The organism is Mycobacterium sp. NGS51 (assembly GCF_059812525.1).
In genome coordinates, this window is the sequence record NZ_JCALCV010000002.1 from 196020 (window position 1) to 209459 (window position 13440).

The 13440-nt window shown below is 64.1% G+C and carries 11 protein-coding genes; all 11 read left to right on the forward strand.

Translation table 11 applies throughout. From position 1 onward, the window contains the following. Window positions 1-9 precede the first annotated feature (9 nt). The 11 genes from AC5Y5W_RS03615 to AC5Y5W_RS03665 all read left to right on the forward strand — a co-directional run bounded on the left by AC5Y5W_RS03615 (window position 10) and on the right by AC5Y5W_RS03665 (window position 13422). Window positions 10-1404 carry a PPE family protein gene (locus tag AC5Y5W_RS03615; protein WP_500022076.1) on the forward strand — a complete coding sequence of 465 codons (1395 nt, stop codon included), beginning with the start codon at window positions 10-12 and terminating at the stop codon, window positions 1402-1404. A gap of 63 nt (window positions 1405-1467) precedes the next feature. Then, window positions 1468-1764: a WXG100 family type VII secretion target gene (locus AC5Y5W_RS03620; RefSeq protein ID WP_499883910.1), complete on the forward strand. Its 297-nt coding sequence runs from the start codon at window positions 1468-1470 to the stop codon at window positions 1762-1764. Window positions 1765-1775: 11 nt separating this feature from the next. Continuing rightward, window positions 1776-2060, forward strand: coding sequence for a WXG100 family type VII secretion target (locus tag AC5Y5W_RS03625; RefSeq protein ID WP_499883909.1), 285 nt, complete (start codon window positions 1776-1778; stop codon window positions 2058-2060). A 337-nt stretch (window positions 2061-2397) separates the two neighbouring features. Further along, window positions 2398-3564, forward strand: a complete 1167-nt coding sequence (gene eccE / locus AC5Y5W_RS03630) for a type VII secretion protein EccE (protein ID WP_500022077.1) — start codon at window positions 2398-2400, stop codon at window positions 3562-3564. Between the two features lie 9 nt (window positions 3565-3573). Further along, entirely contained in the window at window positions 3574-4227 is a 654-nt protein-coding gene (locus AC5Y5W_RS03635) for a serine acetyltransferase (protein ID WP_500022078.1), read from the forward strand. Between the two features lie 87 nt (window positions 4228-4314). Further along, window positions 4315-4935, forward strand: a complete 621-nt coding sequence (locus tag AC5Y5W_RS03640; RefSeq protein ID WP_500022079.1) for a serine acetyltransferase — start codon at window positions 4315-4317, stop codon at window positions 4933-4935. A 7-nt stretch (window positions 4936-4942) separates the two neighbouring features. Then, complete coding sequence (locus AC5Y5W_RS03645) at window positions 4943-5620, forward strand: class I SAM-dependent methyltransferase (RefSeq protein ID WP_500022080.1); 678 nt, start codon at window positions 4943-4945, stop codon at window positions 5618-5620. Between the two features lie 239 nt (window positions 5621-5859). Continuing rightward, on the forward strand, window positions 5860-7740 hold the full coding sequence (locus tag AC5Y5W_RS03650) for a non-ribosomal peptide synthetase (protein WP_500022081.1): 1881 nt from the start codon (window positions 5860-5862) through the stop codon (window positions 7738-7740). After that, on the forward strand, window positions 7737-8960 hold the full coding sequence (locus tag AC5Y5W_RS03655) for a cytochrome P450 (RefSeq protein ID WP_500022082.1): 1224 nt from the start codon (window positions 7737-7739) through the stop codon (window positions 8958-8960). The genes AC5Y5W_RS03650 and AC5Y5W_RS03655 overlap by 4 nt, the downstream gene beginning before the upstream one ends. Beyond that, a complete protein-coding gene (locus AC5Y5W_RS03660; RefSeq protein ID WP_500022083.1) occupies window positions 8957-9418 on the forward strand; it encodes a hypothetical protein in 462 nt (153 codons plus the stop codon). Before AC5Y5W_RS03655 ends, AC5Y5W_RS03660 begins: the two co-directional genes overlap by 4 nt. Continuing rightward, entirely contained in the window at window positions 9415-13422 is a 4008-nt protein-coding gene (locus tag AC5Y5W_RS03665; protein ID WP_500022084.1) for a non-ribosomal peptide synthetase, read from the forward strand. Before AC5Y5W_RS03660 ends, AC5Y5W_RS03665 begins: the two co-directional genes overlap by 4 nt. Window positions 13423-13440 lie beyond the last annotated feature (18 nt).

A 13440-nucleotide genomic window follows, 5' to 3' on the forward strand; every position in this document is an offset into this window, starting at 1 on the left:
CAGGACACCATGTTCGATTTTGGGGCGTTGCCGCCGGAAATCAATTCCGCCAGAATGTATGCCGGCGCGGGCGGAGGGCCGATGCTGGCCGCTGCTGCGGGCTGGGATGGCCTGGCCGCTGAGCTGCAATCCGTCGCCTCCTCGTACCAGTCGGTGATCTCAGGGCTGATCAGCGAGTCGTGGCAGGGCCCGGCGTCGACGTCGATGGCAGCTGCCGCCGCTCCGTACGCCAGTTGGATGAGCGCGACCGCGTCCCAGGCCGAACAGACGGCAATGCAGGCCCGCGCCGCTGCCAGTGCGTACTACACGGCGTTCGCGATGACAGTCCCACCGCCGGTGATTGCCGCCAATCGCGTTCAGTTGGCTGCGCTGGTCGCCACGAACTTATTCGGGCAGAACACACCGGCGATCGCAGCCAACGAGGCGCAGTATGCCCAAATGTGGGCCCAGGACGCCGTGGCGATGTACGGTTACGCCGCGAATTCGGCGGCCGCGTCGACGTTGTCAGCGCTGACGCCGCCGCCGGCGACTACTAATGCGGCTGGGGCGGCCAGTCAGACCGCTACGGTAAACCAGGCTGCGGGCAACTCCGCGGGAACCGCGCCAATCTCGCTGTCATCGCAGCTGATCCCGAACGTGCTGCAAAGCCTCGCATCGCCAGGTTCGTCCGTGTCGCCCGGTTCCGGACTGTCAGGGTTCCTGAGTGGGCCTTCGACTGGGGCGACCACGACCGGACCCTTCGGGGGGATCGATTCGGGGAGCCTCATGCAGTCGATGGTCAGCGAGTATGCCTATCTCCCAGGGTTTTTCGGGTTGTTTATGGCGTCCAACGCCCTCACGCCCATTATGTCGCAGCTAGAGACCCTCCCGCCCGCAGTCGCAGCTGAGGGATTCGAGGGGGCGGCGGAGGGAGCGGCAATAGAGGGGGCGGCCGCCGCCGAAGGCGCATGGGGGGCCGAGGGTGCGTGGGGCTCAAGCTTGGGAGCCTGGGGCGGACTCGGCGAGGCGGCCTCGGTCGGGGGGTTGTCAGTCCCGCCGAGTTGGGGCTGGGCCGCGGCTCCTCCGCTGCAGATGCTGGCGCCCACGGAGTTGCCGTTGGCGTTGCCGGCCGCCGCCGACCTTGGCGTTGGGGCAGGTGTGCCACCACTCTTCATGGGCGGGCTACCGCGGGCCGCAGGGGTAGGCGCCGCGGCCGGCGCGGGCGCAGCTGCGGTCAAGTACGGGTCACGTCCTAAAGTGATGTCGCGCCCACCTGCCGCTGGATACGCGACGGGGCCGGATGCCCCACCAAGGCCGGCATATCCGGTGCCGGTCGGGCACCCGACGAATGGACACGCTCCCCCCGGATACCGGCCGGCGATCGTATACGTACCGGTCAACGGACAGGAGCCCGCGCCTGCATGACACCGCCCTTCTGCTCGCAATAATCAGCCATGAACAGGAAACAAACATAGTTAAGGAGACAAAATGACGACCCGGTTTATGACCGACCCGCACGCCATGCGCGACATGGCCGGCCGTTTTGATGTGCACGCCCAGACCGTCGAAGACGAAGCCCGCAAGATGTGGGCCTCGTCCCAAAACATCGCCGGGGCCGGCTGGAGCGGAACCGCTCAGCTGACCTCGCACGACACCATGGGCCAGATGAACACCGCGTTTCGCAACATCGTCAACATGCTCCACGGCGTGCGCGACGGGCTGATCCGCGACGCCAACAACTACGAGCAGCAAGAACAAGCGTCCCAGCAGATCCTGAGCAGCTAGGAGAACCCGCGATGACCATCAACTACCAATTCGGTGACGTCGATGCCCACGGCGCGCTGATCCGCGCCCAGGCCGCCTCCCTAGAAGCCGAACACCAGGCCATCATCCGCGATGTGCTTGCCGCCGGCGACTTTTGGGGCGGCGCGGGCTCAGTGGCCTGCCAGGAATTCATCACCCAACTGGGCCGCAACTTCCAAGTCATCTACGAACAAGCCAACACCCACGGCCAAAAAGTCCAAACCGCCGGCAACAACATGGCCTCCACCGACTCCGCCGTCGGCTCCAGCTGGGCCTAATAGCCAGCCCCAAACGCGGCAGCGCACCGGGGCCCCGGTGCGCTGCCGCGTGCCGCCGCCACCGGCGTCCGCCGACATACGAGAGTAGCGATGGAACAACAGACCACCCGCACCGTGGCTCCGAAATTGCATGTGTCAGTGGGTATTCGCGACATCCCGCCCTGCATTGGGCGTCAGCGCCTACCGTTAACGTCACCTTCTGCTCAACAGCTCAACGGTTTAGTCCGGTTAAGGCCGAAAGAGGTGATTTGGATCTCCGAAAAGTTGAGGTGGCTGACATTACCGACGTGTCGGGTCCGGATGCGGTGATGAGGCGGCGACCGACACGGCGGCGCCCATGAAGGCGCAATTCCCGTTTGGACTGGGGCTGTCGTGGGCTCGGCTCACGGCGGTCCTCCTGATCGACATAGCGGTGCTAGTTACAGCCAGTCGTTGCGCCGAGGCGTGGCAGACCGGCGATATCGCTTGGTGGGTGGGTGTCGGGATCGCTGCGGTGGCGACAACCATGGCTGTGGTCACTTATCGAGGGGTCACTTTCCCCTCGGCTTTGGCCGGATGGATTTGGGATTGGTCCGCTGACACCGAGGCGTCGTTGGCTGTCGGCTGCACGCCCGCGGTCGATCATCAACGGCGCTTTGGCCGCGAGGTGACCGGCATCCGCGAATACCGGGGTCTGCTAGTAGCCGTGGTCGCGGTTGACGCGCTAACAGACGGACAGCCAGGACGGCCGCCGGCGTCACCGGCCACCTTGTCAGTGGTGGGCGTCGCCGCGGGCCTTCGCCAGTTCGATGTACGTCTCGACGGTATCGACATCCTGTCGGTGCGAACCCGAGCGATTTCGGACGTCGCCAATGTCCCTGCGCCGGATGATTTCCGACCCGAAAGCGGTACGGTAGCCGATCAGCTCAGCACATGGCTGGTGTTGCGGATGGATCCCCAACGCAATGTTGCCGGGGTGGCGGCGCGCGACTCGCTGGCCTCGACGCTGGCGGCGGCCACCGAACGACTCGCCGACGGTCTCAATGGGAGGCACCTCGCGGCGCGACCATTGACCGGGGCCGAACTCGCCGAGGTGGACACCGTCGCGTTGGCCGGCTTGCAACCGACGGGACACCGGCCGGGCTGGCGACACTTGAAACACTTCAACGGATATGCGACCAGTTTCTGGGTCTCGCCCCAGGACATTACCTCGAAAATGCTGGATCAGTTGTGGTCAGCAGATACCGATGCCACCGCGGTGACGATTCGCCTGAGCCGCCACCGCGGCCAGACCGAGGTCTCAGCATGGGTGCGCTACCACAGCGCCGACCGGCTGGCGCGGGATGTATGGCGCGGGTTGAATCGCCTTACCGGCCGTCAACTGGCGGCGGTCCGCGCCAGTATGCCCGCGCCTTCGCGGCGGCCGCCGATGACTGTGCCGACTAGAGCGCTTGTTGACCACGAACCGTTGGTGGTGCCGCTGGAGCAACTACCTAATGACTCATTGAGCACTGCTGAAGGGTAGGAGCTACCGGTGCCGTCAACTCGTGGTCATAGTCTTTGCGACGCTGCAGATCCGCACTCGCCGGCTAACCCGCTGCGACAGCGGGTGCCGGTGATCGACTCGAAGCAACGCCTCCGCGAGTATCTGGGGGCTGACCTTGTGGCATACGGCTTGGAGCGCTGGCGACCGCACCATCGATGGACTCAACGACCATTGCACTTTCAGCGCCTGCTGCGCAGGTCCGAATACTGGGGCAACGTGCGGCGCGACCCGATTGGCCGCTTGTTGTTCATTTGGTTTCGCATTCGCGCCAGGACAGTCGGTCAATGGCTCGGTTTCGTTATTCCGCGCAATGTGTGCGGTCCTGGGCTTTCGATTGCGCACCCGGGATTCGTGGTGATCCACTACCGCGCCACGATCGGTGCGCGCTGCCGGATCCACCAGGGCGTGACGATCGGGGAAGCCGGAGAACGCTACCCGGTGATCGGTGACGACGTCTTCATTGGACCGAGCGCGGTGATCCTCGGCGCGACTCTGGGCGATCGGGTGTTCGTGCACGCCGGCGCCGTGGTGACGAAAGACGTGCCGAGCGGCGCCGACGCCATGGGCGTGCCGGCCCGGATCGTGCCGCCCTTGCGCGTCCGTGGGTCAATCGAGCCGCCGGCGTCAAGGTCAAAGGGTTGACGCGGGTCGTCGTGCAATGTCGTGCAATGTCGTGCAATTGAAACCAGCGCGGTACCGACTAACAGCCAGCCAGGAAACGATGAAACGGTGATCGACTCGAAGCAACGCTTCCACGAGTACTTGGCGGCCGACCTCGCCGCGCACAAGCTGGATCGCTGGCGACTGCACTACCGGTTAACCCAACGCGCGTTGCACTTCCAACGCCTGCTGCGCAGAGCCGAATACTGGGGCAACGTGCGGCACGACCCAGTCGGACGCGTCATGTTCGGTTGGTACCTCATGCGCGTCAAACTGCTTGGTGAACGGCTTATTCTCGTTATCCCACGCAATGTCTGCGGTCCCGGCCTCCGGCTCCTTCATCCCCATTGCGCGGGAATCCACTACCGCGCCAAGGTCGGTGCTCGGTGTTCGATTCACCAGTTGGTGACGATCGGGGAGGCGGGCGGCCGATACCCGGTGATCGGCAATGACGTCTTCATCGGACCGCATGCAGTGGTCCTCGGCGCGACTATCGGCGACCGGGCCCGCGTTCACGCCGGCGCGGTCGTGACGAAGGACGTACCCAGCGGCGTCGACGTCGCCGGAGTGCCCGCCCGGGTTATGCGGCTCTCGGACGATCCACTGGACCCGTCATTGCAACTGGCAGACCGCAACTGCTTTTGTAGTAACTCGTGCATTCGCAGAGAAGTAGACAGACCGGAGGGGTGACTCGCTAATGGCCAAGACGCTGAGGGATCGTGTCACCGACGTTGACGCCCCGACTTCGCTGTCCGGGCGTGCGCGTGCGCGCCGCTGGGCGCACTTTTCCACGGTGTTTCCAGAAATCTGCGAAATGCGCGTGCTGGATCTCGGCGGCACCCCCATGTCGTGGCAACTCGCACCAGTCCGCCCAGCCGCGTTGACGGTCGTCAACTTGTCGCCGCTGGAGAGCGACGATCCAGCGCTGACGGTGGTGCGGGCAAACGCCTGCGAACTTCCCGACTGGCTACGGCACGAGAAATTCGATCTGGTGTACTCAAATTCGCTGCTTGAGCATGTCGGCGGGCACGTGCAGCGACAACGACTCGTAGACAATATGCACCACTGCGCCGACCAACACTGGGTGCAGACCCCGTACCGCTACTTCCCGATCGAACCACATTGGTTGTTCCCGGGTTTCCAATGGCTGCCCTACAGTGCGCGAATCATGGTGTCGCAGAGGTGGAACCGCGGCCATGTCAAGACTTACACGCGCGCCGAGGCCGAAGCGCAGGTCAACGAAATCGACCTGATGTGTATCGAACAGATGCGCATGTACTTTCCCGACTCGACGATTTGGTACGAACGGTTCGCCGGCATGGTGAAGTCGCTGGTGGCGGTTCGCGCAAAACCGGTCTCGAATCTGACAGTCTGACTCGCCTCGTCGACGCGCTTCTACACAGAACCGCGTCCCCCTCCATGTTCTCAGGCCGACACCCGGCCCGCTGTCTGCTGCGCCCGCAGACAAACCGTATCCCCGCTTAGCGGTCATGTTAAGTCGAATGGTATGGCTTGAAGCTCTATGGTGTATGCTCGGTATACACGGCGACATCGCCGGCGCCACGCAACCCGCGGCCCTCTCCGGGGCGGGCCTGCTTCCATTAGGAGGAGCACATGTCGTTCGTGACGACATCACCGCCGCCAGAGATGTCGGAGACGCGTTGCATGAGCGCTGTCGAGACGCAAGTAGTCGCGCGGGTGGAAAAAGCCGTCCGCAAGTGGCCGGCTGCTAACGCGTTGACGTCACCAGACGGTGATCTGTCGTACGACCAGCTGTGGCTGCGGGCGCTCGCTTTGGCAGGGCAGCTGAATGTAGCCGGCGTGCGCCCGGGCGATCCGGTTGGGCTGTGCTTACCTCGGTCGACCGAGCTGATAGTTGGGGCGCTGGGGGTACTCGCTGCCGGTTGCTGTTACGTAGCACTGGACCCGGATTATCCCGACGACCGGCTCGAATTCATGTTGACCGACTCGGGTGTACAACTTCTGGTGGCAAAAACGGGTGTCGCCGGGCGATTTGCTGCGGCCCGCGCCATAGAGCCGATGCAACCTGCCTCCTTGGCACTTTCAGCTCCGGTAACGGTCGCGACCACAGATCCGGCTTACGTCGTGTACACCTCTGGTTCCACCGGCCGCCCGAAAGGCGTCATCATCGAGCACGCCGGCCTCTCAAACCTCGTCGATTGGCACCAGAAGGCGTTCGATATCAGCGAATCGGACCGATGCGCATTGATATCGAGTCCTGGATTCGACGCAGCCGTGTGGGAGATCTGGCCGTGCCTGGCCGCTGGCGCATCGCTGCACGTCCCACCGGAGACTGTGAAAACCGATCCCATCGCATTGCGTGACTGGCTGCTGGCCGAACGTATTACGACGACATTTCTGCCGACACCGCTGTGCGAAGCGGTCATTGCGCTCGACTGGCCCGCCACTGCCCCGTTGCGACTCCTGCTTACCGGCGGCGACCTGCTGCTCCGGCGCCCGCAAGCAGGTTTGCCGTTCCGGCTGGTCAACAACTACGGCGTTTCGGAAGCCACGGTGGTATCGACATCAGGCACCGTCGCGCCTGCCGATGCAGCGGGTGGGTGCTCGGAACTGCCAACGCTCGGTGCGGCTATCCCCGGGGTAGAGCTGACCGTAGTCGACCCCGACGGCCGGCCCCTTCCGCCCGACATCGCCGGTGAACTCGTCATCGGCGGTGTCTCGGTCGCTCGCGGTTACCTGGGACATCCAGATCTCAATCGGGCCAAATTCTTCGTCAACGGCGCGGGTCACCGCTGTTACCGCACTGGCGATTTGGTGCGACTGCGTGCCGACGGTCAACTGGTCCACCTGGGCCGACTCGACGAGCAGGTGCACATCCGGGGCCTGCGGATAGAACTCGGCGAGATCGCCGCTGTGCTCGACCAGCACCCGAAGGTCTACACCAGCGCAGTCGTGGCCGTTGGTAACAACGGCGACCAGCGGCTCAGTGCCTATGTCGTCGGCGCAGCGGGACGTACGCCCGCAACCGCGGAGTTGCGCGAGTATCTGTCAAAGCGGCTGCCTCCTCACATGGTTCCGGCTGACTGCACTGTATTGGCGGAGCTTCCCACCAATGCGAACGGCAAGATCGACCGTAAGCTGCTGCGCGAACTCGGGTCTCAGATCTCTGGCCGCGGGAACCTGGTATCGCCCCGCAATGATCTGGAGCGCATATTGGCCGAGATCGTGGCCGAGCGGCTCTGGCTGCCCGGGGTTGGAATCGATGAAGACTTCTTCGCTCTCGGCGGTCACTCGATGCTGGGCGCGCAGCTGTCCATCCGGATCGGGGAAACGTTCAACGTCGAGGTACCGCTGCGGTCGGTCTTCGAAAATCCGACGGTAGCCGACATGGCCGTCGAGGTTGAACGGCTGCTGATGGCCGACATCGAGGCCATGAGTGCCGATGAGTTGGTCCGGGCCGCTGCGCCAGCCGGAACTGAGTTACCACAGGACGAAGGAGACCCGAAACGATGACGACACGCACCAGCTCCCCGCTGAGCCTGTTTCATCTACTCGACCCCGAGGTCCTTGCCGACCCGTATCCGTTGTACGCGCGGCTGCGCCAAGAGTCGCCGGTGCTGTGGGACCGTTTCCTGCACGCATGGGTAGTCACGCGCTACGACCACGTCGCCGAGGTGCTCGGACGATTCCACGCGGACCGGACACCCACTCCCGAGAAGCTGACCGAACTCGGCATGCAGCGAATGGCACCGGTGGCCCAGGTCATGGTCAAACAAATGCTGTTCATGGACGCCCCCCAGCATCGCCGGGTGCGCGGGCTGGCCTCGACCGCATTCACCGCCCGGCGGGTAGAGCTGCTGCGCAGCCATATCCGCGATATTGCCAACGACCTGATCGACCGGGTCTTCGCACGCGGCCAGATGGACGTGATGAGTGACTTCGCCAACCCGCTGCCAGCGATTGTCACCGCCGAAATGCTTGGCGTACCAACAAAAGACCACGAGCTGCTCAAAGACTGGTCTCAGTCGTTTGCGCAGATGCTTGGCAACTTCCAGCACAACCCGGATGGCATCGACGGTGTAGTGCAGACGGTCTCAGACATGACCGGGTACTTCCGCGACGCGCTGGCACGGCACTCTGCTGCGCCCGCCGACGGCCTGATCGGCGCGTTGAGCCAGGCCCGGGTCGACGGCGACCGGCTTACCGACGACGAGGTCATCGCCAACACGATTGTGACGATGGTGGGTGGCCAGGAAACGACCACCAACCTGATCGGCAATGGGCTACTGACGGTGCTGCGCCACCCGACGGCAGTGGAGCAGTTGCGCGATGACCCGGCCATGCTGCCGGTGGCCGTCGAGGAGTTGCTGCGCTACGAAAGCCCCAGTCAGCACACCGCGCGGATCGCGCCCGCAGACCTTGTGTTGGGCGGCCAGCCGATCCAGCAGGGCCAAGCGGTCATCGCCGTGATGGGCGCTGCCAACCGGGACCCTGAGCGCTTTGCGGATCCTGATCGGCTCGACCTGGCCCGCCAGGACAATCGCCATCTGGCGTTCGCGTGGGGCCCGCATTTCTGCTTCGGCGCGCCGCTGGCCCGCATCGAGGGCCAGATCGCGTTCGATGTCCTGCTAACCCGCCTGCCCGATCTCGAGTTGGTCGACGATGCACCCCAATGGCGCGCGAATTTGGGGCTTCGTGGGCTGGCCACCCTGCCGATCCGGTGGCGAGCATGACCAGGGCAACCGACGATGCCGCCGACGTTCCTCGACTGCGCCGCGCGCTCTTCGAACAACCACTCCGGGCGGTCACCTCGACCCCAACAACCGAACCGCACGCGCGTCCGGCACTCACCGCATCCGATTACTTGCGCCAACTCGCACCGGACTTACCCGCCTACAACAAGCTGATCACTACCTACGAGGCGGCCCTCCAGCTGTCCATCGAAATCGGGGAAGCGTTCGGCGTCGAGGTACCACTGTGGTCAATCTTCGAGAATCCCACGGTGTCTGCGATGGCCGCCGAGGTTGAACGGTTGGTGATGGCCAACATCGACGCGATGAGCGTCGACGAGTTGTCCCAAGTCGTTACGACGACAGACTTGACCGAACAATGCGCGGATGCAGGTTCAAACGATGACACCCACCAGCAGCCAGCTGAGCCGGTTCGGCTGGCGATCCGGTGGCGGATATGACCGCCACCGCGGATGACGCCGCCCGCCTCACCCAAATCCGTCACGCGCTCTTCGAACAACGAGTCCAGGCGGCCGGTTCCGGCAAGGTGGCCGGACCGCGCGCGATCATTTCACGGAGGCCGTCCGGCCCGCTGCCGCTTTCGGTTTCGCAGGCCCAACTGTGGTACTTGAGCCAACTCGCACCGGAGTCGCCCGTCTATAACGAGCTGATCACCATCCATAAGGCCGGTGTGCTCGATGTGGATGCGCTGCAACAGGCGCTCACTGAAGTCGTCAGCCGACACCAGGCGTGGCGAACGACGTTTGACTATGTCGACGGTGTGCCTCACCAGATTGTGCGGGATCCGGCGAAAGTCGAACTGGCCGTTACTGATTTGTCTGGCCTAAGCCGCGAGGAGGCCCACCGCCGCGCAGTCGAGATCGCCGCCGCGGAGACCCTGCGCCCATACGACCTCACACAGGGACCACTGATCCGTCCACGATTGATCCACATCGCCGAGGACGACCATCGGCTCTATCTCGGCCTACACCATCTGATTTTCGACGGCACAACTCTGAATCGAGTCGTATTTCCCGACCTGGTGGCCCTGTACAGCAGCTACGCCACGGGCATGCCGTCGTGGCTGGCCGCCCCGCAGGCGCAATACGCCGACTACACCACCTGGGAACTCGATTGGGTCGGCGGCCCTGAGATAGCCGCCCGAATCGCGCGCTGGCGCACCCGGCTCGCCGGCAGCACGCCGACTCAGCTGCCGTTCGATCACCCCCGACCGCCACATCAGAAGTTTGCCGGGGGCACGATCCCGCTGACGATCGAACAAGCCACCGTGGATGGACTGCGTCGCGCGACCCGAAACGCGGGCGGCACCCTTTTCCACGCGTTGGCCGCCGCCTACGCCTGGTGGCTGCATCTCTACACCGAGTCCGCCGAGGTCATCTTCGGCACTCCGCATGACCTGCGCCACCGCAGCGATCTGCTGGAGGTGGCCGGCTACGGTGTCACCCCAGTGGTCGTGCGTTGCGACGTGTCGGGCCAGGAGTCGTTCGCTGCGCTGGTAGACCGGATCGGCCGCGTGGTCATCGAGGCGCTCGGCGACGTAGTGCCCTTCGAGACTTTGGTAGCCGGCCTTGGCATACCGCGAGATCCACGCCAGAATCCGCTATTTCAAACGGCATTGGCATTTGAGCCGCCGTCGACGCCCGAGGCGGATGACTGGACCCTGCATTTGATGGAATCCGATGTTAGCGACGCGGTGGGATCGGCGAAGTTCGACATCAGTATCGAGCTGGACGAACGGCCCGAGGGACGAATCGTAGGACGGTTCTTTTTCAGCACCGATTTGTTCGACCGAGAGACGGCGCATGAGATGGCACGGCACCTGTGCCGATTGCTCGATGTCGTCGCGGCAGCGCCCGGAATACCGATGGACGAACACGATCTGGTTACCCCGACTGAGCGCCGGCGACAGTTGGGCTGGAACCGTGCGGCGCCACAAGGTATCTCAGCGCAGTGCATACACGAGGTCATCAGCTCACAGGTCGACCGCACACCCGACGCGATAGCCGTACAGGTCGGCAGCGCGACCCTGACCTATCGCCAACTGGACGACCGCGCGACTGCGATCGCATCGAGGTTGGTGGCCACAGGCGCGGCGCCCGGCACAGTGGTGGCCGTGCTTCTGGACCGCACGCCCGATCTGGTGGCGGCACTGCTCGGGATCCTCAAGTCCGGTGCGGCGTATCTGCCACTGGATCCTCGCCAGCCGGCCGCCCGGAACAACTACTGCATCAGCGACGCCGCCGCGAACATCATTGTCGTCGATCGTCAGCTGCCAACTGACATAGCGGTCGACACAGCGAGTGTGATCAGCCTCGCCGAATCCTGGCCATCCGCGAATTGTCACGTCGCGGTATCCCCCGCCGATCTGGCCTACGTGATGTACACCTCCGGCTCCACCGGCCGTCCCAAGGGTGTGGTCGTCGAACATCGCAACGTCGTGAACCTGATGCACAGCATGTTTCGCGAGTTCGGAGTCACGGCAACCGATACGGTGCTCTCGGTAGCCGCCGTCACTTTCGATATGGCGGTCGGCGACATCTTCTGCGCCTTGGCGTGCGGTGCACGCCTGGTACTCGCGACCGGCGAGCAGGCGATGAACCCCGCAGCACTGTGCCGCCTGATCGCGGATGCCCACGTGAGCTACCTCATGGCAACCCCGACGACCTGGTCGGCGCTCATCGCCGCAGGCTGGAGTGGAGATCGGAATCTGACCGCGGTACCTGCCGGCGAAGCACTCAGCGATGCGCTTGCCGGAGCGCTCCGGCAGAGATGCCGGGCAGTCTGGAACGCATGGGGTCCCACGGAAACGACCGTGGTCGCTGCAGCCGCTCGGCTGGCCGACGGCGACATGATCACCGTGGGAACTGCATTGCCGGGCGTACGGGTATACATTCTGGACGCTCGGGGGCGGATCCAACCGATCGGAGTCCCTGGTGAAATCGCCGTCGGCGGAGCTGGTGTCGCGCGTGGCTATCTCAACCAGCCAGGCGAGCATGCGCGGCGGTTCGGAGAAGACCCATTCCAACCGGGCGAACGCATCTATCGCACTGGCGATCGTGGCAGGGCTTTGCCCGATGGCCGAATACAACACCTAGGCCGCTACGACGACCAGCTCAAGATCCGCGGCTTTCGCATCGAACCGGGCGAGATCGAGTCCACCCTGTGCGAGCACCCAGACGTGGGATCCTGTGCAGTAGTCGCTCGCCAGACGCCCAACGCCGAACGGCAGTTGGTCGCATACATCGTGGGCGAGTCGGGGCACCCTAGCCATGCCGAGGCGCGCGATTGGCTACGGTGCCGACTGCCCGAATATATGGTCCCCAGCGCATTCGTGCATCTGAGCGCGCTCCCAACGACCGCCAGCGGGAAACTCGACAAGGCCGCACTGCCCGCCCCGTCGCAGCCGGCAACAGGTCACGCCGGCGCTCAATCTCCACGCACCGATATGGAAAGGCGCGTCGCGAAGCTGTGGGCTGCTCTGCTGGATACTCCCGTAACCGACGTCAACTGCGACTTCTTTGACATCGGTGGTCATTCGCTGCTGGCGGCCCGGCTGATCTTCGAAGCGCAACGCACATTCGGTGTGCCGGTGCCGCTGGCGGCGTTCGTCGACAGCGGCAGAACAATTGCAGGGCTTGCCGCTTTGCTCGGAGCAGCCAACTCAACCACAACCGAAGTCAGCAGCTCCGAATCACCACCAGTGCATTTCATTTTCCCCGACCCTGCATCGGCGATGAGCCTGAGACACTTTGCGGCGCAGTGGGGTGCCGTGCAGCCGGTCCATGTGCTGATCCCTGACCAGCCAGACGGACGGTTCGATCGATCCGTTTCCATCGAGCAACACGCCAGCCAAGCCTTTTCGATAATCCAAAACCGGCAGCCGGAAGGCCCACTTGCGCTGGCGGGTTATTCGATGGGTGGACTCGTGGCCTACGAAGTTGCCCGTCAGGCTGTCGATTCCGGCCGGCAAGTCAGCTGGCTGAGCATCCTCGATGCTCTGGCACCGACGTTGACGGAACGGCGGCGGGCACAGCTGTCACAGCTGACACTGCGTGGGCGGCATGAACGGTTACGCGAACTCCCGCTGCGTCAGCGGTGGACCAAGTACGCCGACGCCCTGCTTCGGGTACTTAAAAGTGGCCCCAGTGTGCTGCGGCCACCACCATCACTGAACGACTTCGATATGCGCGGTGCTCTGGAAATCGCATGCCTATACCGGCAGCCTGGACACGAGGTACCGATTCAGCTGTTCGTAAGCGAGGACAGCGCAGCCGAAATGGAGGCGGATCTATTGGGATGGGACGACTTTCACAACGGGACTCTGACGGTCGAACGTCTCACCGGACACCACGCCACCTTGCTCCAGCTGCCCGAGGTAGCGCAGCTGGCACGGTTGATGCTGGAATCCCTGGATCAAGAACGAGCAGCGACACGCACCGGATAACCCAGGGCGGATCCGCGG

Excerpts from the sequence above, each read along its gene's own strand:
- AC5Y5W_RS03660 (WP_500022083.1), top strand. The coding sequence starts at position 8,957 with ATGACCAGGGCAACCGACGATGCCGCCGACGTTCCTCGACTGCGCCGC.
- eccE (WP_500022077.1), top strand. The coding sequence starts at position 2,398 with ATGAAGGCGCAATTCCCGTTTGGACTGGGGCTGTCGTGGGCTCGGCTC.
- AC5Y5W_RS03620 (WP_499883910.1), top strand. The coding sequence starts at position 1,468 with ATGACGACCCGGTTTATGACCGACCCGCACGCCATGCGCGACATGGCC.
- AC5Y5W_RS03615 (WP_500022076.1), top strand. The coding sequence starts at position 10 with ATGTTCGATTTTGGGGCGTTGCCGCCGGAAATCAATTCCGCCAGAATG.
- AC5Y5W_RS03650 (WP_500022081.1), top strand. The coding sequence starts at position 5,860 with ATGTCGTTCGTGACGACATCACCGCCGCCAGAGATGTCGGAGACGCGT.
- AC5Y5W_RS03665 (WP_500022084.1), top strand. The coding sequence starts at position 9,415 with ATGACCGCCACCGCGGATGACGCCGCCCGCCTCACCCAAATCCGTCAC.
- AC5Y5W_RS03645 (WP_500022080.1), top strand. The coding sequence starts at position 4,943 with ATGGCCAAGACGCTGAGGGATCGTGTCACCGACGTTGACGCCCCGACT.
- AC5Y5W_RS03655 (WP_500022082.1), top strand. The coding sequence starts at position 7,737 with ATGACGACACGCACCAGCTCCCCGCTGAGCCTGTTTCATCTACTCGAC.
- AC5Y5W_RS03625 (WP_499883909.1), top strand. The coding sequence starts at position 1,776 with ATGACCATCAACTACCAATTCGGTGACGTCGATGCCCACGGCGCGCTG.